This is a genomic window from Streptomyces xanthophaeus, from assembly GCF_000725805.1.
Taxonomy (GTDB): Bacteria; Actinomycetota; Actinomycetes; order Streptomycetales; family Streptomycetaceae; genus Streptomyces; species Streptomyces xanthophaeus.
Genome location: NZ_JOFT01000051.1, coordinates 1 through 20,186, shown reverse-complemented (window position 1 = coordinate 20,186; position 20,186 = coordinate 1). Strand labels below are relative to the sequence as shown.

Annotated in this window: 19 protein-coding genes; 10 read left to right on the top strand and 9 right to left on the bottom strand. The window is 74.0% G+C overall.

The window, feature by feature from the left end; all coding sequences use genetic code 11:
- The first annotated feature begins 51 nt into the window (after positions 1-51).
- Both IO30_RS0126955 and IO30_RS0126950 read left to right on the top strand, forming a co-directional pair.
- The gene (locus tag IO30_RS0126955) at positions 52-672 is read left to right on the top strand and encodes an Rv1733c family protein (RefSeq protein ID WP_234321630.1); all 621 of its coding nucleotides are present in this window, start codon (positions 52-54) and stop codon (positions 670-672) included.
- Between the two features lie 114 nt (positions 673-786).
- Entirely contained in the window at positions 787-3,246 is a 2,460-nt protein-coding gene (locus IO30_RS0126950; RefSeq protein WP_031147028.1) for a right-handed parallel beta-helix repeat-containing protein, read from the top strand.
- On the opposite strand, the gene IO30_RS0126945 is transcribed toward IO30_RS0126950, so the two are convergent.
- Positions 3,188-5,635, bottom strand: coding sequence for a hypothetical protein (locus IO30_RS0126945; RefSeq protein WP_425338115.1), 2,448 nt, complete (start codon positions 5,633-5,635; stop codon positions 3,188-3,190). The genes IO30_RS0126950 and IO30_RS0126945 overlap by 59 nt on opposite strands.
- Before the next feature lie 205 nt (positions 5,636-5,840).
- Here IO30_RS0126945 and IO30_RS0126940 point away from each other — a divergent pair, with 205 nt between their 5' ends.
- Positions 5,841-6,329: an SRPBCC family protein gene (locus tag IO30_RS0126940; protein ID WP_031147024.1), complete on the top strand. Its 489-nt coding sequence runs from the start codon at positions 5,841-5,843 to the stop codon at positions 6,327-6,329.
- 33 nt (positions 6,330-6,362) lie between these two features.
- Here IO30_RS0126940 and IO30_RS0126935 read toward each other — a convergent pair whose 3' ends face one another.
- Positions 6,363-7,091: a hypothetical protein gene (locus IO30_RS0126935; protein ID WP_031147022.1), complete on the bottom strand. Its 729-nt coding sequence runs from the start codon at positions 7,089-7,091 to the stop codon at positions 6,363-6,365.
- A gap of 98 nt (positions 7,092-7,189) precedes the next feature.
- Complete coding sequence (gene cds1 / locus IO30_RS0126930) at positions 7,190-8,326, bottom strand: L-cysteine desulfhydrase Cds1 (RefSeq protein WP_031147020.1); 1,137 nt, start codon at positions 8,324-8,326, stop codon at positions 7,190-7,192.
- A gap of 198 nt (positions 8,327-8,524) precedes the next feature.
- Between cds1 and IO30_RS40840 the strand changes: the two genes are divergently transcribed.
- A complete protein-coding gene (locus IO30_RS40840) occupies positions 8,525-9,073 on the top strand; it encodes an ATP-binding protein (RefSeq protein WP_031147018.1) in 549 nt (182 codons plus the stop codon).
- Between the two features lie 40 nt (positions 9,074-9,113).
- Here IO30_RS40840 and IO30_RS0126920 read toward each other — a convergent pair whose 3' ends face one another.
- Entirely contained in the window at positions 9,114-10,379 is a 1,266-nt protein-coding gene (locus IO30_RS0126920) for an ROK family protein (RefSeq protein WP_031147016.1), read from the bottom strand.
- A gap of 43 nt (positions 10,380-10,422) precedes the next feature.
- A complete protein-coding gene (locus tag IO30_RS0126915) occupies positions 10,423-11,076 on the bottom strand; it encodes an alpha-ketoglutarate-dependent dioxygenase AlkB family protein (RefSeq protein ID WP_031147014.1) in 654 nt (217 codons plus the stop codon).
- Positions 11,077-11,114: 38 nt separating this feature from the next.
- Here IO30_RS0126915 and IO30_RS0126910 point away from each other — a divergent pair, with 38 nt between their 5' ends.
- The gene (locus IO30_RS0126910; protein WP_031147012.1) at positions 11,115-11,855 is read left to right on the top strand and encodes a maleylpyruvate isomerase family mycothiol-dependent enzyme; all 741 of its coding nucleotides are present in this window, start codon (positions 11,115-11,117) and stop codon (positions 11,853-11,855) included.
- Between the two features lie 117 nt (positions 11,856-11,972).
- Positions 11,973-12,479: a hypothetical protein gene (locus IO30_RS0126905; RefSeq protein ID WP_107066932.1), complete on the top strand. Its 507-nt coding sequence runs from the start codon at positions 11,973-11,975 to the stop codon at positions 12,477-12,479.
- 16 nt (positions 12,480-12,495) lie between these two features.
- Here the strand turns inward: IO30_RS0126905 and IO30_RS0126900 are convergent, their stop codons facing one another.
- On the bottom strand, positions 12,496-12,936 hold the full coding sequence (locus tag IO30_RS0126900) for a hypothetical protein (RefSeq protein ID WP_031147008.1): 441 nt from the start codon (positions 12,934-12,936) through the stop codon (positions 12,496-12,498).
- 100 nt (positions 12,937-13,036) lie between these two features.
- On the opposite strand from IO30_RS0126900, the gene IO30_RS0126895 reads away from it, so the two are divergent.
- Complete coding sequence (locus IO30_RS0126895) at positions 13,037-13,630, top strand: SMI1/KNR4 family protein (RefSeq protein ID WP_031147006.1); 594 nt, start codon at positions 13,037-13,039, stop codon at positions 13,628-13,630.
- Here IO30_RS0126895 and IO30_RS0126890 read toward each other — a convergent pair.
- On the bottom strand, positions 13,627-14,628 hold the full coding sequence (locus IO30_RS0126890) for a spherulation-specific family 4 protein (protein WP_234321629.1): 1,002 nt from the start codon (positions 14,626-14,628) through the stop codon (positions 13,627-13,629). The two genes, IO30_RS0126895 and IO30_RS0126890, sit on opposite strands and share 4 nt — an antisense overlap.
- A 204-nt stretch (positions 14,629-14,832) precedes the next feature.
- Positions 14,833-15,531: a TetR/AcrR family transcriptional regulator gene (locus IO30_RS0126885; protein WP_031147002.1), complete on the bottom strand. Its 699-nt coding sequence runs from the start codon at positions 15,529-15,531 to the stop codon at positions 14,833-14,835.
- Positions 15,532-15,703: 172 nt separating this feature from the next.
- Between IO30_RS0126885 and IO30_RS0126880 the strand changes: the two genes are divergently transcribed.
- A complete protein-coding gene (locus IO30_RS0126880; RefSeq protein WP_031147001.1) occupies positions 15,704-16,162 on the top strand; it encodes a nitroreductase/quinone reductase family protein in 459 nt (152 codons plus the stop codon).
- A gap of 40 nt (positions 16,163-16,202) precedes the next feature.
- Here IO30_RS0126880 and IO30_RS0126875 read toward each other — a convergent pair whose 3' ends face one another.
- A complete protein-coding gene (locus tag IO30_RS0126875) occupies positions 16,203-17,687 on the bottom strand; it encodes a geranylgeranyl reductase family protein (protein WP_373316413.1) in 1,485 nt (494 codons plus the stop codon).
- A gap of 66 nt (positions 17,688-17,753) precedes the next feature.
- On the opposite strand from IO30_RS0126875, the gene IO30_RS0126870 reads away from it, so the two are divergent.
- On the top strand, positions 17,754-19,118 hold the full coding sequence (locus tag IO30_RS0126870) for a dipeptidase (RefSeq protein ID WP_031146997.1): 1,365 nt from the start codon (positions 17,754-17,756) through the stop codon (positions 19,116-19,118).
- A gap of 120 nt (positions 19,119-19,238) precedes the next feature.
- Positions 19,239-19,934 carry an MBL fold metallo-hydrolase gene (locus tag IO30_RS0126865; RefSeq protein WP_031146994.1) on the top strand — a complete coding sequence of 232 codons (696 nt, stop codon included), beginning with the start codon at positions 19,239-19,241 and terminating at the stop codon, positions 19,932-19,934.
- Positions 19,935-20,186: the final 252 nt, after the last annotated feature.

Below are 20,186 nucleotides of genomic sequence, written 5' to 3'. Positions count from 1 at the left end.
CACCGGAGCGGGTGACCGGACAGACAGACGGGGGCAAGGGGGAGCCGGACGGTGCGGACGGTACGGACGGCCATGGGCGTGTGGCGCTGGCGGAGCAATCCGCTGCGCAGACAGACCGATCTTTTCGAGGCGTGGGTGGCGCTGGCCGCTTTCGTGTTCCTCCTGGTGGTGGCCCCGGCCGTGGGCTGCCTGGCCGGCCTCCAGGTGGAGAGCACGCTTCAGCGGGCCGCGCGCGAACAGCGGCAGGAGCGGTACCTCGTCCCGGCGACGGTGGTCCGGCAGGCCCCGGAATCGCTCCCGGCCGCCTCCGCCGATCCCTGGACGCAGCAGGAGGCCCCGCAGCGCACGCAGATCGTGGCCTCCTGGACCGCGCCCGACGGCAGCCCGCACCAGGGCACGGTGCCGGCCGCAGAGGAACCCCCGGTCCCCGGCGACCGGTTCCGGATATGGACCGACACCCACGGCCGGCTGGTGGGGCAGCCGCTCGACCCGTCTTCCGCCTCCTTCCACGCGGGGACGGCCGGCCTGGCCGCCGCCACCTGCGCGGCCGTCCTCGGGGAGACGGTCCGGCGGCTGGTCGTACGCCGGCTCATGCATCGGCGGTACGTCCGTCTGGACCGGGCATGGGCGGCGGCCTGGCCGGACTGGGGCCGGGCGGGCGCGGGCAGCTGACCTGGCAACTCCCCGGCCCTGCGCGCGCTACGGTGGGACGGCCAGATCAGTCGGCTTCAAGCGGCCCCGGTCGCTTCGACAGCGTGAGTAAGAGGGTGGGGGCACGACAGCACCATGGCTCAGGGCACGGTCCAGGTGACGCACGGCGGCACATCGCGGTGGCGGCGCCGCTCCGGTGAATATCCGACGCTGACCGCCGCACTGGCCGTCGCGGGTGACGGGGACGTCCTGTCGATCGGGCCCGGCACCTACCGGGAGAACCTGGTGCTGCACCACGCCGTCACCCTGCGCGGGCCCGAGGGCGGGCTCGGATCGGTGCGGATCGCCCCGCTGGACGGGGTCGCGCTGACCGTGCGCGCCTCGGCCGTGGTCCAGGACCTGCACCTGGAGGGCCAGGACCGGGCGGCGCCCGCGCTGCTCGTCGAGGACGGCGCTCCGGAGCTCACCGACCTGCGCGTGCACACCCGTTCCGCGGCCGGGATCGAGGTGCGCGGCAGCGGGGCCCGGCCCCTGGTGCGGCGGTGCACGGTCGAGAACCCGACCGGGGTCGGCATCGCCGTACTGGACGGCGGCGGCGGGGTGTTCGAGGAGTGCGAGGTGGTCGCCGCCGGCCAGAGCGGGATCTCCGTCCGCGGCGGCGGACACCCGCGGCTGGAGCGCTGCCGGGTCCACCACGCCACCGGTGCGGGCATCGGGGTCACCGGCGAGGGTTCGGGCCTGGAGGCACTGGGCTGCGAGGTCTACGAGATCAAGGGCACCGGCGTGCAGATCGCCGCGCGCGCCACGGCACGGTTCACGGACTGCGCCGTGCACCGCACCTCCGCGGACGGGGTCACCCTCGACACGGATGCGGTGCTGATGCTGGCGGGCTGCGACATCCACGACATCCCGGAGAACGCGGTCGACCTGCGTTCGCGTTCGGTGCTCACGCTCAGCCGCACCACGGTGCGCCGGTTCGGCCGCAACGGCCTGTCGGTGTGGGACCCGGGCACCCGCGTCGATGCCGACTCCTGCGAGATCCACGACAGTACGGGCGACTATCCGGCGGTGTGGATCAGCGACGGGGCCAGCGCCTCGCTGGACTCCTGCCGCGTTCACGACGTGCCGGACGCCGTGTTCGTCCTGGACCGCGGTTCGCGGGCCGACGTGGTGGACAGCGATCTGTCCCAGGTGCGCAACACCGCCGTCTCGGTGAGCGACGGGGCCACCGCACAGCTCGACGACTGCCGGATCCGGGAGGCGGCGACGGGGGCCTGGTTCCGCGACCACGGCAGCGGCGGCACCCTCGCGAACTGCACCATCGACTCCGTGCAGACCGGCGTGATCGTCACGAAGGGGGCCGATCCGACGCTGGAGCGGTGCACGGTCACCTCCCCCGCCGAAGCCGGGTTCTACGTGTCGGCGGGCGGCCGCGGCACCTTCACCGCCTGCCGGGTCACCGGCAGTTCCGGCTTCGGCTTCCACGTGCTCGACGGCTGCCGCACCACGCTCACCCGCTGCCACACCGAGCGCTGCGCGCGCGGGGGCTACGAGTTCGCCGAGGACGGACCCCTCGCGCAGGAGTGCACCAGCGACGAGTCCGGGCCGCGGCTGGCGGCCCAGGCCGCCTCGGGCGGCGGGCTCGCCGGGGCGCAGCCCGCGATCCGTACGGTCACCGCGGTGCAGGGCCCCGTACCGGGGGCGGCTGCGATGCCCGCGCCACGACCCGCCGACCTGCCGGGCGGTCCGGCCGCGGAGGGGTCCGTACGGGGCTCCGGCGAGGTGCTGGGCCAGCTCGACGGGCTGGTCGGCCTGGAGAGCGTCAAGCGCGAGGTACGGGCGCTGACCGACATGATCGAAGTGGGCCGCCGGCGTCAGCAGGCGGGGCTCAAGGCGGCCTCGGTGCGCAGGCACCTGGTCTTCACGGGCTCCCCCGGTACCGGCAAGACCACCGTGGCCCGGCTGTACGGGGAGATCCTCGCCTCCCTCGGGGTGCTGGAGCGCGGGCACCTGGTCGAGGTGTCCCGGGTGGACCTGGTCGGCGAGCACATCGGGTCCACCGCGATCCGCACCCAGGAAGCCTTCGAGCGGGCGCGGGGCGGGGTGCTGTTCATCGACGAGGCCTACGCGCTGGCCCCGGAGGACTCGGGCCGGGACTTCGGGCGCGAGGCCATCGACACGCTGGTGAAGCTGATGGAGGACCACCGGGACGCCGTCGTGGTGATCGTCGCCGGGTACACCGCGGAGATGGACCGCTTCCTGACCGTCAACCCGGGCGTGGCCTCCCGTTTCTCCCGCACCATCACCTTCGGCGACTACGGCCCGCAGGAGTTGCTGAGGATCGTGGAGCAGCAGGCGGAGGAGCACGAGTACCGGCTCGGCGACGGCACGGCCGAGGCGCTCCTGGGGTACTTCACGGAGCTGCCCAAGGGCCCGGCCTTCGGCAACGGCCGTACCGCGCGCCAGACGTTCGAGTCGATGGTGGAGCGGCACGCGGGCCGGGTGGCCCAGCTGTCGGAGCCGAGCACGGACGAGCTCACCCTGCTGTTCCCGGCCGATCTGCCGGCGCTTCCCGCCCTGCCCGCTCCTTGCTGACGCCGCCCCGCTGGTCGGGTACGCCGTCCCGCTGGTCGGTCACGCCGTCCCGGGCGGCCTCGTCCAGCCGGGCGAGCAGGGCGTCACGTTCGGCCGCGAAGGCCGGGTCCGCCTGGTAGTCGGAGTGGCCCAGGACCGGGGCGGGCAGCGGGTGGCGGGCGCTGCGCCCGTAGGCGACCGGATCGGCGAGCGGCCCCCGGTCCACCGCTCCCGGGACGGCGGGCAGCACCGGGCCGCCGATCGGGTCGGTGGCCCGCCACAGGTTGCGCCAGCAGTCGACCTCGCGGTGCAGCACGGCGAGCGGCCCGGGCCCGAAGTGGGCGGGGAACCAGCGGCCGTAGAGGCGGCTCAGCGGGGAACCGTAGGTCAGCAGGGCGACGCGGCGGCGGACGTGCGGCGGCAGCTGCCAGACGGCGGCCGCCGCGAGCACACTGCCCTGGGAATGGCCGGAGATCACCAGGCGGCCGCCGGTGCGCCCCGTCCAGCCGGACATGCGCCAGGTCAGGTCGGGGACGGCGCGCTCGGCGTAGCAGGGCGGCGCGAAGGGGTGCGCGGCGCGCGGCCAGAAGGTGCCGACGTCCCACAGGATGCCTATGGTCCGGCGGGCGGCGGGATCCCGGTAGGCCCGGCGGCCCCAGGCCACGAAGAGCACGAACCCGAAGCCGATGAGCCAGGACCCCGCGTCCTGCGCGGCCCGGGCGGCGGCCTCCAGCAGCGGATGGGCGCCGCGGGCCGCCTCCCCCGGGACCTCCCCGCTGAGCCGCGCCCCGACGAGGGCGACCGCGCCGAGCACGAGGGTGATCCCGGAGACGGCCCCCACGAACCAGGGCGCGGCATCGGTGAGCGCGGCGGCGGCCCGCGCTGAGGCGATCCGGCGGCTGCGGGCCAGGTCCGGCTGCGCCCCCGGGTACTCGGCGGCCACGCCCTCGGCCAGCCGCCTGCTGATGCGGGCCCCCCGGACCGCGAACCAGGCGGCGAGCAGGGCCAGTACGAGGAGCAGCGGCGGCAGTACGGCGGCCTGCCAGGACAGCAGCACGGGCGGCCCGGGCAGCGCCGCCCCGGCCATGCCGGGGGTGTCTCCCCCGTCGAGCCAGTCGGCGACCCGCTGGGCGACCCCGCCGGACATCACCCCGCCGAGCGCGCAGCCCAGCATGGCGATGGCGGGCCCGCCGAGGCCGTGCAGGGCGGCGGCCGGGTCGGGCGCCCGGCGGTGCAGGTGGGCGACGACCACGGCGAGGGCGAGCACGCACAGCCCCTGGCCGAGCATGAGCGCGCCGAAGGCGTACTCCCCGGGGAGCCTTCCGGCGGAGGTCCAGCCGGGGCGCGACCACGCGGCGTACAGCAGGACCGCGAGGAGGAGGGTCAGGGAGGCGCCGGGCAGCACGGTGACGGCGGCCCGGTCGAGGCGGTGGTCGGGCCGGGCCTCGGCACGGCCGCGCCGGCACACCACCCAGGCGACCGAGAGGGCCCCGGCGGCCACCAGCGCCTCCACGGCCCAGCCGAGGGGTTCCAGGACGGGGGTCCCGGCCCGCCGGTCGTAGCGGGCGGTGGGCACGACGACGGCCGCGGCCACGGTGAGCAGCCCGGCTGCGGTGTGTGCGGCGCGCAGCCGGGCCACGAGCCTGCGCCCGTACCAGAACCCGGGGCGGCCGAGCGCGGGCACCTCGGCGCGGGCGCTGTCGTCGGCCGTGTCCGGGGCGGCGCCGGGGGCGGTGTCCGGGTCCGGGGCGCCTTCGGGGGGCGGCTGGGACTCGTACGCGCTCCAGGTGCGGTTCGACAGGTACCAGAGCAGCCCGGTCAGTGCGGCCGGGACGAGGGCGCCGAGCACGAGGCGCCGCCCGGGCTGAGCCCACCAGCCGCCGTCGGAGAGGAAGGAGAGCCAGGACCGGGAGCCGGTGCAGGTGCCGGAGCCCGCGCACTGCCAGGCGACCAGGTCCAGTGCGACCTCGCAGGCGGCCGCGGTCAGGAGCACGGTCAGGGTGAGGGCGAGGATCCGGACGAGCAGCCCGTACGTCCGTACCGCGCGCCGTACGGGACCGGTGGCGTGCGGTGCGGCCGGGCGGGCCCAGTGGGCGAGGTTGACGACCATGAACGGCAGGAGCAGCAGCCACAGTGCGCGGGCGCCGTTGCCGGAGGTGAGCCGGGACCAGCAGTAGGCCTCGGGGACGGGCCGGCCCGCGTAGCGGCCGGGGTGTGCCTCGGCGTCGGCGTCCTCGGTGCGGCGGAAGACGGCCGCGGTGGAGTCGCCGGTGATGCGGACGGTGCGCGGATCGCCGAGCAGTTCGCCGGGGGTGGCGCCGCCCACGCCGTGGACGAGGAGTTCGAGGGCGAGGGGCGCGGGGGCGTGCAGGGGCGGCGCGGGGGTGCTCAGGGGCGCAGGGGTCTTCAGGGGTGTGGGGGTGGTGGCTTCCGGGCTGCTGTCCGGCACGGCGGGCTCCGCTCGCGGGGGCGGTCTGTGCACCTGCCAGCATCCCGCGCGGGGGACGGCCGGGCCAGACCGAGGGGTGATTTCCGGCCGCGTTGCGGACATCTGACGGTCAGCCAGTTAGGGTGGCCCGCATTCGCGTCCCGCACTTCACCCAGGGGGTACCGCCATGGCTCGCCGACTCCGCCCGGTCGGGCTGGACTTCGCCGAGGTCGCGCCGATCCGCCTGGTCTTCGAGGCCGATGCGACGGCGCCTCCCGAGGCCGTGTACCAGGCTCTGGCGGAGGAGCTCGAGGGCTGGCCCAAGTGGTTCAGGGCCGTCACCCTGGCCCGGCCCACCCATGGCGGCGCGGGCCGCGAGGTCAGGCTGATGGGCGGGGTCCGCTTCCAGGAGACGATCATGGCGGCGGATCCGGAGCAGCGGTACGCGTACCGGGCCGACGAGACCAACGCCCCCGGCCTGCGCGCCCTGCTGGAGGAATGGCGGCTGACGCCGGCCGGCTCGGGCACGCACGTCCGCTGGACCTTCGCCGCGGACGGGCCCACCCCCTTCCGGCTGGCCCTGACCGCCGCCCGTCCGGGGCTGGGCCACTCCTTCCGTACGGCGGTCCGCACGCTGGACCGGCGGCTCGCGGCCCGCCGCGCGGCGGGTCAGTAGCCGAAGCGTCCGCCGGTACCGGCGGACGGACCGTCAGGGCCCCGTGCGCTTCGCCGCCAGGTCCCCGTAGCCGCCTGCCGTCCACACCCGCGTACGGAACTCCCGCAGGGTCATCGCCCGGCCCCGGGCGAAGTGCACCGAGCCGCACCGGCCGCAGTACCAGCCGTCGGACCAGACGCGGTCGGCGGCGTCCCGGCCGGGTCCGGTACGCCGGCGCCACCGGGCGGCCGTCCCGTTCAGGATGACGATCAGCAGGATGCCCAGGACGAGCGCGGCGCCCGAGATCCACCCCAGGAAGGTGTAGGGCGGGTCCTCGACGAAGTGGCCGTCGCCGTTCCAGGTCTGCACGAACCGCCGTGCGCCGTCCCGGTCGAACCATTTCCCGGCGATGGCGCCCCAGATGAAGGTGCCGATCGCCGTCAGCACGAGTGCCCCGGCCCAGCAGCCGGCGCCGCCGTCCGAGGGCTCGGGCGGGACGGCTTCGAGGGCGGCCGCCAGCGCGGAGTTGTCCTCGACGACGGTGACCGTCTTCTCGTCGCCGGTGCCGGCCTCCTCCCGACGGGTGGACTTCGCCGCGAGGTAGGCGGCCGGGACCCCCCGCACCTGGTCCGCCCGGCCGCAGCGCGGACAGGCCGACGGACCGGCGGGCCGCGCAGCGGCGCCGTCCTGGAGCGCGGCAGCGCCGTCGCCTTGGAGCGCGGCAGCGCCGTCTTCCTGGAGCGCGGCCGGGTTCGGCCCGCCGCCGTCGTCGTTGCCCGCCATGGCTTCCCCCCGGGTTCCGGCGCGTTCGCGAGTCGGCACAGCGTAGCCAGCCGGCCCGGGCCCGGCCAGGGGCATTCCACCCCGTCCGGCGGGGCCGGTCAGGCCGCGGGCTCGCGCCAGACCCCGGTCGTCAGCAGGGTGTCCAGGGTCGCGGCGTACGGGGCGATGTCGAGGCCCTGGGCCGCGAGCCACTCGTCGGAGTAGTACTTGTCCAGGTAGCGGTCGCCCGGGTCGCAGAGCAGGGTGACGACGCTGCCCTTGCGGCCCGCCGCGGCCATCTCCGAGACGATCTTCAGGGCGCTCCACAGGCCGGTGCCGGTGGAGCCTCCGGCCTTGCGCCCGATGGCTCGTTCCAGCGCCCGGCAGGCGGCGACGCTCGCCGCGTCCGGGACCTTCATCATGCGGTCGATGGCGCCCGGTACGAAGCTCGGCTCCATCCGCGGCCGCCCGATGCCCTCGATGCGCGAGCCGCAGTCGCTGCTGGCGTGCGGGTCGTGGTGGGTCCATCCGTCGAAGAAACAGGAGTTCTCCGGGTCCGGGACGCACAGACGGGTGTCGTGCTGCATGTAGTGCACGTAGCGCGCGATGGTCGCGGAGGTGCCGCCCGTGCCGGCGGTCGCCACGATCCAGGAGGGCTCGGGGTACCGCTCCAGGCGCAGCTGCTGATAAATCGATTCTGCAATGTTGTTGTTGCCGCGCCAGTCGGTGGCCCGCTCCGCGTAGGTGAACTGGTCCATGTAGTGGCCGCCCGTGCGGGCGGCCAGCTCCGCCGACTCCTCGTACATCTTCATCGGGTCGTCGACGAAGTGGCATTCGCCGCCGTGGAATTCGATGAGGCGGCACTTCTCCGGGCTGGTGGTGCGCGGCATGACGGCGATGAACGGGACGCCGATCAGCTTGGCGAAATACGCCTCGGAGACGGCGGTGGAACCGGACGAGGCCTCGATGACCGGGCGGCCGGGACGGACCCAGCCGTTGCAGAGGGCGTAGAGGAAGAGCGAGCGGGCGAGGCGGTGCTTGAGGGAGCCGGTCGGGTGCGTGGACTCGTCCTTGAGGTAGAGGTCGATGCCCCAGGCCTCGGGGAGCGGAAAGCGCAGCAGGTGGGTGTCGGCGGAGCGGTTGGCGTCGGCCTGGACCTTGCGGACGGCTTCCTTCAGCCAGGCGCGGTAGTCCGCGTCGCTGCGGTCGACGTCGACGGTCGTACGGGTCGTGGCAGTCGAACGGGTCGTGCTCATGCGCCGTGCTCCTTCGTGTGTTTCTTCGCCCCCTGCTTTCGAAATGTACCTCCCCCACCTGCACAAACAGTCACTTTGGGTTTCTATGCGGAACGCTTTCGATCGCGTTCGGTTGCACTGCGGCGCACCGTAGGTGACCCTGGTGGAGCATTACCGAGGGTGCAGCACCCGTAACACTCATGTCGGGGAGTCGCAGCCGTGATCAGTCATTCCCGCAGGCACTGCGTCGTCGAACTGCAGGCCTTGCCGTCGCGCATCGGGCAGATCCGCAGAATCGTTTCTGCGCAATTGCGCCACTGGCAGCTCGATCCGCTCATCGACCGGGCCGCGCTCGGCGTGACGGAACTGCTCAGCAACGTCCATCGCCACGCCGCGCCCGACAAGACCTGCACGGTCGAGATCGAGCTCCGCCTCGGACGGCTCACCGTCTCGGTGTTCGACAGTGATCCCCGGCTCCCCGTGCTGCGGGAGTCGCAGCCGGGGTCGCTGGAGACCTGCGGACGCGGGCTCGCGCTCGTCGCGGCGGTCAGCGAGGCCTGGGGCGCCCGGAACCGGGCCGACGGGCCGGGCAAGGTGGTGTGGTTCTCGCTCCGGGCGCAGCCCGCGCCCTCGGCGCCTGCGCACCCGGTGTCGATCGGGTCCAAACCCGTACGGGAACCCGCGCGGGCGGTCGTCGTGGCCGTGGACCCCGCAGCGGTCGGGTCGGCCCTGCCGGTGGCCGCGTCGGCCGGCGCCAGGCCGGGATAGGGCCCGGCGTCCGGTGCGCGCGGCGGCTTCGGCCAGGGGCCTAAGCCGCCGCGCCCAAGGTCCCCAGCGGGTCGTCGAGCACCGGCTGCCAGGCCAGCTCCGCCGCCCCGACCAGGCTGTTGTGGTCCAGGGTGCACGGCAGGATCGGCACTCCCCCGCTGCGCCCCCACAGGCTCCGGTCCGCGACCACCGCGCGCAGCCGCTCCGGGTCGGCGTGCAGCAGCTCCCGGTGCAGACCGCCCAGGATGATCCGGTCCGGGTTCAGGATGTTCACCAGCCCGGCGAGGCCGAGCCCGAGCCGGTCGATGAGCTCCTCGGTGGCGGCCCGTACCGCGGGCGCCCCGGACTCCTCGCGCAGCAGGTCGCGGGCCTGCTGGAGCAGGGACACCTCCGGGCCGGGGGTACGGCCCGCCGCGGTCAGGAAGGCCAGGGGGTCGGCCTCCACGTCCAGGCAGCCGCGGCTGCCGCAGTGGCAGGCCCGCCCCTCCGGGTTCACCGTGAGGTGGCCTACCTCGAGGGCGAGGCCCGAACTCCCGCTGTGCAGGCGGCCGTCCAGCACCAGCGCCCCGCCGACGCCGCGGTGCCCCGTGGCCACGCACAGCAGGTGCTGGGCGCTGCGCCCCGCGCCGTGCCGGTGCTCGGCCAGCGCCGCGAGGTTGACGTCGTTGCCGGTCAGGGCGGGGCCGTCGATCCCGGCCGCCTTGACGCACTCGGCGAAGATCGCCCGTACGGGAGCACCCGCGGGCCAGGCCAGGTGCAGCGGGTTCAGCGCCGTCCCGTCGGGTTCGGCCACGGCCGAGGGGACCGCGAGGCCCGCACCGACGCAGCGGCGGCCGGTCCGCTCCAGCAGCTCCGCGCCGGCCTCCACCACCGCGCCGAGCACCTGTGCCGGGTCGGCGGAGACGGTGACCTTGCCGGGGGCCGTGGCCACGATCCGGCCGCCGAGGCCGACCAGGGCGGCCCGGAACCCGTCGGAGTGCACCTGCGCCGCCAGCGCCACCGGGCCGTGCTCGTCCACCGAGAGCCGGTGCGAGGGCCTGCCCTGGGTGCCGCCGCCCGCGCCGCCGGGCCGGGAGTCGACGCGGATCAGCCCGAGCGCCTCCAGCTCCGCCGCGACGGCCCCGGCGGTGGCGCGGGTGACGCCGAGCTCGGCCGTCAGGACCGCCCGGGTCGGGGCGCGGCCGGTGTGGACGAGCTCCAGCGCCGGCCCGAGCGCGCCGCGGCCCCGTTCCAGTTTGGTCCTCGCGGAAGCAGTGGACACCGTGGTCACATCCCCCACCCGCGGCGGGGCCCCGTTGCCGTTCATGACAGCGATCCTCGCACGGCCGGAGGACGTCGGGCGCCGCCGCTCAGCCGAGCCCGCCGACCCGGAGGGTGATGTTCAGCCGCCCGGTCAGCCCGAGGCCTTGGGGGGCCGTGCCCGGCAGGACCTTCGGCACCCCGTGATAGGCCAGTCGGCTCGATTCCCCGAAGACGAACAGATCACCGCTGCGCAGTTCGACGTCGCGGTACGGGCGGCCCCGGGAGAGCGTGTTCCCGAAGCGGAAGACACACGTATCGCCGAGGCTCAGCGAGACGACCGGTGCCGTGGAGTCCTCGTCCGCGTCGCGGTGCATGCCCATCCGGGAGTCGGCGCCGTAGAAATTGACCAGCGCGATGTCGTACGCCGTTCCCGGCTCCGGGGGCCGGCCGTACGCGGCGGCCACCGCCGCCGGCCCCAGTGCGGCAAGCTCCGGGGGCATCGGTTTGACCGGTGCGCCGTCGCCGTCCACGGCGGTGCGGGCGTAGCCGTACGGGTACCAGTGCAGCCCGAGGCACACCTGCCGGGCGCTCATCACCCCGCCGCCGGGGATGCGCACCGTGCGCAGGCCCGCGGGCGGGCGGGCCCAGTCGCGGCAGTCCGCCAGCAACTCCCGCTGCCGGTCCGGCCCGAGCCAGTCGGGCACGTGCACGGCGCCGGGGGCGATCACGGTCCGCTCGCGCGGGAAGAGTTCCCCGTCCATCCCTCCATTGTCCCGGGTCGGGCTGAGAGACTCCGGGCATGGAGATCAACGACTTCGTGAAGACCTTGGAGCGGGAGGGCGAGCTGCTCGCGGAGGTGGCCGAACGGGCCGGCCCCGACGCCCAGGTGCCCACCTGTCCGCAGTGGCGGATCGCCGACCTGCTGCGGCACACCGGCTCGGTGCACCGCTGGGCGGCCGCGTACGTGGCCGAGGCCCGGCGGGATCCCGTCCCCTTCCCGGACCCGCCGGAGCTGACCGGTGCGGAGCTGTTCGCATGGTTCCGTGCGGGCCACGCCGATCTGGTGCGCACCTTGCAGGAGGCCCCGGCCGACGTGCAGTGCTGGACGTTCCTCCCGACGGCCCCGCCCTCTCCGCTGGCTTTCTGGGCGCGCCGCCAGGCCCACGAGACCGCCGTGCACCGGATGGACGCGGAGTCGGCGCTCGGTGCGGAGTTCTCGCCGGTCGATCCCGGGTTCGCGGAGGACGGGGTGGACGAGCTGCTGACCGGTTTCCACGCGCGGCCGCGCAGCCGTGTGCGGACCCCGGAGCCCCGGGTGCTGCGCGTACGGGCCGCGGACACCGGAGCGGTGTGGACCGTGCACCTGTCACCCGAACCGGCCCGCACGGTGCTCGGTGACGAGGGGCCGGCGGACTGCGAGCTGAGGGCCGAGGCGGGCTGGCTCTACGCGGCCCTGTGGAACCGGCTGCCGCTGGCGGGGCCGGCCGTGACGGGCGACCCCCAGCTGGCGCGGCTGTGGGGGGAGACGGCGGGGGTCTGACGCCGGGTTCCCGCCGCGGGCGTCCCGCTGACCGGCAGGCTCAGCGGGGCACCCCCGATCCGGTGGCCGCGGGGCAATCGGTAGGGTCGGCACCTCGAACGATCACGGGGGTAACCGATGTCCTTTGTCATGTACCGGAGAGCGGCGGTCCTCGCCGTGGCGCTGGCGGCGTTCACGGTGTCCTGCGACGCGGAGCCGTCGGCCTCGCCGGGCTCCTCGGCGTCCGCGCCCGCGTCCCAGGGGGTCCCGGAGCCCGGTTCGACGCCCTCGGCCGCGGGCTCGCCGACGGCTTCCCTGCCCGATCCGGAGAACCTGCCTCCGGAGAAGGTCCGGGACTCGTTCGCCGGGCTCCAGGCGACGCTGGACGATGCGTGCACCCCGGGCAACTGCGCCTACTTCCTCGGGCGGGTCTACGACGAACTCCACCGCCTGGACCGCTCCATGAAGGCCGACCCCAAGGGCCCGGGCCACTTCCCGGAGCCGATCGCCCTGATCGCGAAGCTCGACAAGGAGCTGGGCGGCGACCGGACCTTCGAGAACCTGAAGAAGCACCAGACCTCGCTGATCGGCACCCGCGACAAGATCAACACCTGGATGCAGGGCCACCCCGACGACTACCGCTAGAGCGGCGGGGGGCGGGTCAGCCGAGAGCGGGGCTCGCGAGGTCGAGTGTCAGGCGGTTGCCCCAGTCGTTGGTCAGGACGGCGCTCGTGCCTTCGAAGCGCACCCTGACGAAGGGGTTCGAGTGGAACATGACGGCGAGCCACCGCAAGGAGTGGTCGGCGTCGAGACGGGCGAAGTGGCCGATGTTGCCCATCCCGCCGCCCCCGCCCGTCATCCATCCGGATCCGTCCGGCAGCGGGCTCTCGAAACGGGTGTCCACCTCGCCGACGCCGTCCTCCTCGATGGCCCGGGCCACGTCGAACGGCCCTGAGACGCGGAACGGGATCGGCTGCCCCGCATCCGGGTGGTAGGCCCCCGGACCGTCGACGTGCAGCTCCAGGCCGGTGTCGTCCGGACGGTACAGGCCGTCGCAGAACGGCATCTCCCCCGCCTGCCAGAGCGCCTCGACCATCCCCATGACCCACCCCACCGTCAACGACTGGTAACGAACGACCGATCTGTACACCCTCTTGATCGGACTGCGATAGATTGCGCGCCATTACAAGAAGAGAGCGCGCATGGACTCCCGCATCCCGCGGCTGCGACGCAAACTGGCACGCATCCCCTACGTATACGGCCGGAGCCGGTCGTTCGGTGAGGAACGGCACGAATTCCGGCTCGGCCCGCGCCTGTCGCGGGCCCGGGTCGACGCCTTCGAGGCCGAGCACGACATCGAACTCCCCGAACCCTACCGGGACTTCCTGCTGCACATGGGCGGCAGCGGCGCCTCCCCGCGCTACGGGCTGATCCCCTTGGAGGAATGCCTGCTGTTCACGATGGACCCCGAGGGCGCCGACGGACTCCCGCGGGGGTTCAGCCGGGCCCACCGCCCCACGCGCCGCGGCGACCTGTTCCTGGAGATCGTCGGGAGCGGCTGCAGCGACCTCACCCTCCTCGCCGTGACCGGCCCGCTCACCGGGCGCGTGCTCTTCGGCAACGCCTGCGGGTTCTTCGCCCCCGACGTCTCCTCGCCCCGGGACTTCCTCGCCTGGTACGAGCGCTGGCTCGACCACATGGCCCGGGGCCTCGACGACAGGGCGCTGTCCCTCACCTCGCCGGGAACCGAGAGCCGCCGGCGCAACCCGACGGCCTTGGCCGCGGCCGCGCCCTAGCCGAGGGTCGCGGCGTACGTGGTCTGCGGGTGGTACTTCCACACCGGGCCCGTGTTCCAGGGGTTGGGCATCGTGGCGCCGGTGGCGTACGCGTAGCCGGCGCCGCGGTCGAAGGCGGTGCGCAGGGTCGTGCGCATCGCCTCGTCGTCGGGGACCCCGTGGACGAGGTGCCAGAACGCGGTCCCGCTCGGGTCGAGTTCGGTTCCGGCGCGGTAGCCGGTGGCATGGTCGAAGACGTTGCCGCCGAGCCAGCCGCCGGAGGTGTAGGCCGCGTAGGTGTCCTCGTAGGTGACGAAGACGTCGGCGGTGCGGCGGCCCGGCTCCAGGTAGCAGTCGGCTATCGCGGTGCCGGGGTTGTTGACGACCAGGTCGGCGGCGGCGGGGTCGACGGCGTGCATCGTGTCCTGGACGTAGCGCCGAAGGTCCGCGTAGTGGTCGCGGGTGGCGTTGCCGGGCCCGCAGTCGCGGCTGACGACGTCGAAGAAGATGCCGTCGACGTGGAGGCGGCCGTCCGCGGTCCTGAGGTAGTTGTCGACGGAGGCCTTCACGGCGGCCGGGTCGCGGCTTCCGTGGTCCGTGTGGACGTAGCCGAGGACCTTGGTCCGCTCGCCGGTGGCGGTGGTGCCGCCGCGCAGGGCGTCGGCGCGGGCCTGCCAAGGGGTGTCGAAGGGGGAGTCGCCGTTGCCCGGGTTGAGGACGACGACCGAGGCGGCCGGGCCGGTCGCGGTGAGGTCGCTGAGCATGTGGTCGTTCGCCCAGACGTAGGCGGGCACCCCGATCTCCAGGCCCCGCACGCCAGGGGCCCGGGGCACGGGAGGCACGCTGGGCGCCGGGGCCGGGGCGATCGGCTCGGCCTTCGGCTTCGAGCGGGCGGACCGCTGCGGGTCCGCAGCCCGGGCCCCGTCCTCGGTACGCGCCGACGCCGTGACGGCGGGTGCCGGTGCGGCCAGTGAGGCGGTGACGAGGACGGCGTAGAAGGCCTTGACGGCGCGGCGCATGAACGTTCCTCCGGCGGCGGCTGGGGGCGACCCGAAGAACACTAGACGGGCGCTGCGCCCTTCAGGCCTGAACGCCCGCATTGGACCGAGGAACAGCAGTACGACCTGCCGCCTCCGTAGGTGAACCCTCGTCAGCGACCCGGCACGCCCGGCCCGCCCGCCCTGCACACCAGGCCCGGCCCACCCGACCGGCCCGCCCGGCCGTCAGACGGGTGGCAGCCCGACCGCGTGGGCCAGCTGATCGGCGGCGTGCGCGAAGAAGGCCGACCGGTCCTCGACGACCCGCTCGAACTGGCCGAACAGCTCGAAGGAGACCAGCCCGACCAGTTGGGCCCAGGCGGCCACCAGCGCGGCCGTGACCTCCGGGGGCAGCCCCTGGGCGAAGTCGGCGGTCATCCGCTCGGCTTCGGGGCGCAGGGCCGCGGGAAGGGGCGGCAGCGCCAGGCCGCGGCCCTCGTAGGCGGCGCGCAGGACGCCGATGAGGGCGTTGCCCACGCGGGAGGCGGGGCCGACGGTGTCCATGGGCGCGCTGTAGCCGGGGACGGGGGAACCGTAGATGAGGGCGTACTCGTGCGGGTGCTCCAGTGCCCAGGCGCGGACGGCCTCGCAGACCGCCGTCCAGCGGGCGCGGGGCGGGGCTCCGGCGGTGACGGCGCGGGCGTCGGCCTCCTCCGCGGCGGCGCCGATGCTGTCGTACGCGTCGATGATCAGCGCGGTGAGCAGCTCGTCGCGGCTGGGGAAGTAGCGGTAGAGGGCGGAGGAGACCATGCCCAGCTCGCGGGCGACGGCACGCAGGGAGAGTTTAGCGGCACCCTCCGCCGCGAGCCTGCGGCGCGCCTCGTCCTTGATGGCGGCGGTGACCTCGATGCGGGCCCGTTCCCTGGCCCCTCGCACGGTGTTCATGCGCTTCAGCCTGCCACAAGTCTGGAGCACCGCCCAAGAAACGGATCGCCGATCCATTCGGAGAGCAGTGCTCTTGTTTTGGTGCACCGATCCATGCACACTGTTCTCAAGCGAGAGCAGTGCTCTCGCAAGACCCGCCCGCATACTCGAAGAACCGGCATCGGAGGCCACCATGAACGCGCCCACCCCGTACTACGCCCAGGCCGGCCCGTTCGCGGTCCGCCTCAACGCGCTCTTCGGGAAGCTCGCCCGCTTCGGCATCAGCCTGGCCGGTACGGCGGAGCTGTCGGTCCGCGGCCGCAAGTCCGGCGCGATGCAGCGGATCCCCGTCAACCCTCACACGTACGAGGGATCCCAGTACCTGGTCTCGGCCCGCGGGCACTCCCAGTGGGTCCGCAACATGCGCGCCGCGGGCGGCGGTGAGCTGCGCGTGGGACGCAAGGTGCGCACCTTCACCGCCGTCGAGGTCACCGACCCCGTGCAGCACGCCGCCGTCACCCGCGCGTACCTGGAGAAGTGGGGCTGGGAGGTCGGCCGGTTCTTCCAGGGGATCACCGCGAAGTCCTCCGACGCGGAACTCCAGGCGGCCGCGGCGGACCACCCCGTCTTCCGCATCACGGTGTCCGGCTGACTCGCCCCGGCGGCACGCCGGGGCGAGTCAGCCGGCAGCGCTAGGAATTGTCTGCGGGAGCCGTCGGACCTGCGGGAGCCGCCGGGCCTGCCTGCCCACCCGAGCCCGCCGGGCCCGCCGAGCCGGTTCCGCCGCGGCCTCCGGTGCGGGCCGCCTGGCGGGCGTCCAGCAGGTGCAGGGCCTTGCGGATCAGCGGGTAGGTGCGCACCAGGTCCGGCAGCGTCGCCCCGCCACGGGTCACCTGCGCGAAGGCCAGCCACGCCGGCCGCAGGCCGGTCAGCACCGCGTGCATCAGCCCCGGCCTGCTCTCGAAGGCGGTCAGCATCCGCTTGCCCACGGCCATCTCCACCCCCAGGCCCGCCTTGACCGCGAAGGTGTAGTTGAGGGCCTGACGCCGGGCGTCCACCGCGTCCTGCGCCTCCGAGATCTTCACGGCCCACTCCCCCGCGAGCCTGCCCGAGCGCAGCGCGAAGGAGATGCCCTCCCGCGTCCACGGCTCCAGGAGTCCGGCCGCGTCGCCCGCCACCAGCACCCGGCCGCGCGAGAGCGGCGAATCGGGCTTGCGGCAGCGGGTCAGGTGCCCGGAGGAGACGGCCGGTTCGAAACCGGCCAGCCCGAGCCGGGCGATGAAGTCGTCGAGGTAGCGCTTGGTCGCCGCACCTTCGCCCTTGGCCGAGATGACCCCGACGGTCAGGGTGTCGCCCTTGGGGAAGACCCAGCCGTAACTGCCGGGCAGCGGGCCCCAGTCGATGAGGACCCGCCCCTTCCAGTCGTCCGCGACCGTCCGCGGGACCGGGATCTCCGCCTCCAGGCCCAGGTCGACCTGGTCCATCTCGACGCCGACGTGCGCGCCGATCCGGCTGGCACTGCCGTCCGCCCCGACCACCGCGCGGGCCAGGACGGTCTCCCCGTCGGCGAGGACCACGGCCACGGTGCGCCGGTCGGGCACGGCCGCGCCGTGCTGCTCGACCCGGGCCACGGCCGTTCCGGTGCGCACCGTCGCGCCCGCCTTCTCGGCCTCCGCGACCAGCCCGGCGTCGAACTCCGCGCGGTTGATGAGCCCGAACAGCATCTGCTTCGAGCGGCGGGTGCGGGCCAACTTGCCGTTCAGGGAGAAGGTGACCGCATGGATCCGGTCCTTGAACGGCAGCACGAAGCCCGGCGGGAGGGCGTCGCGCGACGGGCCGATGATGCCTCCGCCGCAGGTCTTGTAGCGGGGCAGGACGGCCTTCTCCAGCAGCAGCACGCGCCGCCCCGCCGCCGCCGCGGCGTGCGCCGCCGAGGCCCCGGCCGGCCCGGCGCCGACCACGACCACGTCCCACACCTCGCCGGTCTCCCCGGCTGTCCCGTCGCCCGCGCCCTGCTCGGCCTGACCTGCGCTTGCGTCGCGTACGTCGTCGTCGCTGCTCACGATGTGCTGCTGCTCCTGATCACCCGTTGCCTCCGATGCCGGGGAAATCCTACGGCGCGAGTCCGCCTCGTCCTGCTGTGCGAGGATCGGAGCTGACTTCGCCGTACCCGGCATACGCGCACCACGCGGATGCGGGTGGCGTACACATACGACAACGTCGCACCCAAGAGGAGCGTGCCCATGTCCCAGAATCCGATCGCCGAGACCATCGCCTCGTTGATGCCCCGCGCCAAGCAGGAGCTGACCGAGCTGGTGGCTTTCCAGTCGGTCGCGGACTGGGCACAGTTCCCCAAGAGCGAGAGCGAGGCCGCGGCGAACTGGGTGGCCGACGCCCTGCGCGCCGAGGGCTTCCAGGACGTGGCCCTGCTCGACACCCCCGACGGCACCCAGTCGGTGTACGGCTTCCTGCCCGGCCCGCAGGACGCACCGACCGTACTGCTGTACGCGCACTACGACGTGCAGCCGCCGCTGGACGACGCGGCCTGGATCTCCCCCGCGTTCGAGCTGACGGAGCGCGACGGCCGCTGGTACGGGCGCGGTTCCGCCGACTGCAAGGGCGGGTTCATCATGCACCTGCTGGCGCTGCGCGCCCTGAAGGCCAACGGCGGCGTGCCGGTGAGCGTGAAGGTGATCGTCGAGGGCTCCGAGGAGCAGGGCACCGGCGGTCTCCAGCAGTACGCGGAGGCGCACCCCGAGCTGCTTGACGCCGACGCGATCGTGATCGGCGACGCGGGCAACTTCCGCCTCGGCCTGCCGACGGTGACGGCCACCCTGCGCGGGATGACCCTGCTCAAGGTGAAGATCGACACGCTGGGCGGCAACCTCCACTCCGGCATGTTCGGCGGCGCCGCCCCCGACGCGCTGGCCGCGCTGATCCGCGTACTGGACTCGCTGCGCGCGGCGGACGGTTCGACGACGGTGGACGGGCTCGCCTCGGACGCGGTGTGGGAGGGCCTGCAGTACCCGGAGGAGGACTTCCGCGCGGACGCACGGGTGCTGGACGGGGTCGGGCTGATCGGCGACGGCACCGTGGCGGACCGGCTGTGGGCGCGTCCCGCGGTGACCGTGCTGGGCATCGACTGCCCGCCGGTGGTCGGGGCCACGCCGTCCGTGCACGCGGGCGCGGGCGCGCTGATCAGCCTGCGCGTGCCGCCGGGTGTGGACACCCTGGAGGCCATCAAGCTGCTGGAGGCGCACCTGGTGGCGCACACGCCGTGGAAGGCGCGCCTGGAGCTCGAGGTCGTCGGCAAGGGCCAGCCCTTCCAGGCGGACACGAGCAGCCCGGCGTACGCGTCGATGGCGGCGGCCATGCAGGTGGCGTACCCGGGCCAGGAGATGCAGGTCAGTGGCATGGGCGGATCGATTCCGCTGTGCAACACGCTGACGTCGCTGTACCCGGGGGCCGAGATGCTGCTGATCGGGCTGAGCGAGCCGGAGGCGCAGATCCACGCGGTGAACGAGAGCGTGTCCCCGGAGGAGCTGGAGCGCCTGTCGGTGACGGAGGCCCTGTTCCTCGTCAACTACGCGCAGTCCAAGCGCGGCTGACGGCGTCCGCAGGTACGCAGTGCGGCCGGGGTGCGGCCGGGGTGTGATTGCGCCCCGGGCGTACTTCGCCGAGGGTGAAGCAGCCACCGCCGGGCGGGTGGCGCTGCGTAGGTTCACCGTATGGATCTTGTCGAGGTACTTCCGGACCGGCTGCACATGTTCCGCTTCCCGATCGGCCAGGCCTACCTCTGGCAGGACGGTGGGGCGCTCACCCTGATCGACGCGGGCAACAGCGCGTCCGCCGCCGCGATCGAGGGGGCGATACGGTCCCTCGGGCTGCGTCCCGAGCGGCTGGAGCGGATCGTGCTGACCCACTGCCACCGCGACCACGTCGGTTCGGCCGGTGAACTCGCCGACCGCTGGGGCGCGCGGGTGCTGGCCCACCGGCTCGACGCCCCCGTGATCCGGGGCGAGGCGCCGGTGCCCGTGCCGGTACTGCGGGACTGGGAACTGCCGTTGTGGGAGAAGGGCCTGAGCGTCCCCGAGGCCCCGGCGACCCGGGTCGACCAGGAGCTGGAGGACGGCGACGAGCTGGGCTTCGGCGACGGGGCGCTGGTGGTGCACGCGCCGGGCCACACGGACGGCAGCATCGGCGTCCACCTGCCGCGCCACGGCGTGCTGTTCACGGGTGACTGCGTCGCCGCCGTGGGCCCCCTGATGCTCGGCGTCTTCAACACGGACCACGCCCGGGCGCTCGACTCCTTCCACCGCCTGGCCGCTCTGGCGCCCGCCGTGGCCTGTTTCGGCCACGGCGACCCGCTCACGCAGGACACCGCATCCGCCCTGGCGCGCGCCGCGGCCGACACCGTGCTCTAGGTCGTCTCTTTTGGATCTTGTCGGTCAGGTCCGCGTCGTCCGGTGCCGTGCCTCGGCGTGCTGCCGGGGCTGCCGTGTACTGGACGTACTCGGTTGCCCCGGCAGTGCGGTGAGGCGCGGTGCCGGGCGGCGCGGACCCGGCAAGAGCCGAAAGAGACGGCCTAGATGTGTTGTCCGGACAGGTTGGTGACGCGGCTGGCGGGTGTTTGGCCTTGGATGCCGGTGTGGGGCCGGTGGTAGTTGTACCAGTCG

Excerpts from the sequence above, each read along its gene's own strand:
- IO30_RS0126875 (WP_373316413.1), bottom strand. The coding sequence starts at position 17,687 with ATGCCGGGTACGGCGAAGTCAGCTCCGATCCTCGCACAGCAGGACGAG.
- IO30_RS0126940 (WP_031147024.1), top strand. The coding sequence starts at position 5,841 with ATGGCTCGCCGACTCCGCCCGGTCGGGCTGGACTTCGCCGAGGTCGCG.
- IO30_RS0126950 (WP_031147028.1), top strand. The coding sequence starts at position 787 with ATGGCTCAGGGCACGGTCCAGGTGACGCACGGCGGCACATCGCGGTGG.
- IO30_RS0126910 (WP_031147012.1), top strand. The coding sequence starts at position 11,115 with ATGGAGATCAACGACTTCGTGAAGACCTTGGAGCGGGAGGGCGAGCTG.
- IO30_RS0126880 (WP_031147001.1), top strand. The coding sequence starts at position 15,704 with ATGAACGCGCCCACCCCGTACTACGCCCAGGCCGGCCCGTTCGCGGTC.
- IO30_RS0126865 (WP_031146994.1), top strand. The coding sequence starts at position 19,239 with ATGGATCTTGTCGAGGTACTTCCGGACCGGCTGCACATGTTCCGCTTC.
- IO30_RS0126885 (WP_031147002.1), bottom strand. The coding sequence starts at position 15,531 with ATGAACACCGTGCGAGGGGCCAGGGAACGGGCCCGCATCGAGGTCACC.
- cds1 (WP_031147020.1), bottom strand. The coding sequence starts at position 8,326 with ATGAGCACGACCCGTTCGACTGCCACGACCCGTACGACCGTCGACGTC.
- IO30_RS0126920 (WP_031147016.1), bottom strand. The coding sequence starts at position 10,379 with ATGAACGGCAACGGGGCCCCGCCGCGGGTGGGGGATGTGACCACGGTG.
- IO30_RS0126935 (WP_031147022.1), bottom strand. The coding sequence starts at position 7,091 with ATGGCGGGCAACGACGACGGCGGCGGGCCGAACCCGGCCGCGCTCCAG.
- IO30_RS0126915 (WP_031147014.1), bottom strand. The coding sequence starts at position 11,076 with ATGGACGGGGAACTCTTCCCGCGCGAGCGGACCGTGATCGCCCCCGGC.
- IO30_RS0126895 (WP_031147006.1), top strand. The coding sequence starts at position 13,037 with ATGGACTCCCGCATCCCGCGGCTGCGACGCAAACTGGCACGCATCCCC.
- IO30_RS0126905 (WP_107066932.1), top strand. The coding sequence starts at position 11,973 with ATGTCCTTTGTCATGTACCGGAGAGCGGCGGTCCTCGCCGTGGCGCTG.
- IO30_RS0126900 (WP_031147008.1), bottom strand. The coding sequence starts at position 12,936 with ATGGGGATGGTCGAGGCGCTCTGGCAGGCGGGGGAGATGCCGTTCTGC.
- IO30_RS0126890 (WP_234321629.1), bottom strand. The coding sequence starts at position 14,628 with ATGCGCCGCGCCGTCAAGGCCTTCTACGCCGTCCTCGTCACCGCCTCA.
- IO30_RS0126870 (WP_031146997.1), top strand. The coding sequence starts at position 17,754 with ATGTCCCAGAATCCGATCGCCGAGACCATCGCCTCGTTGATGCCCCGC.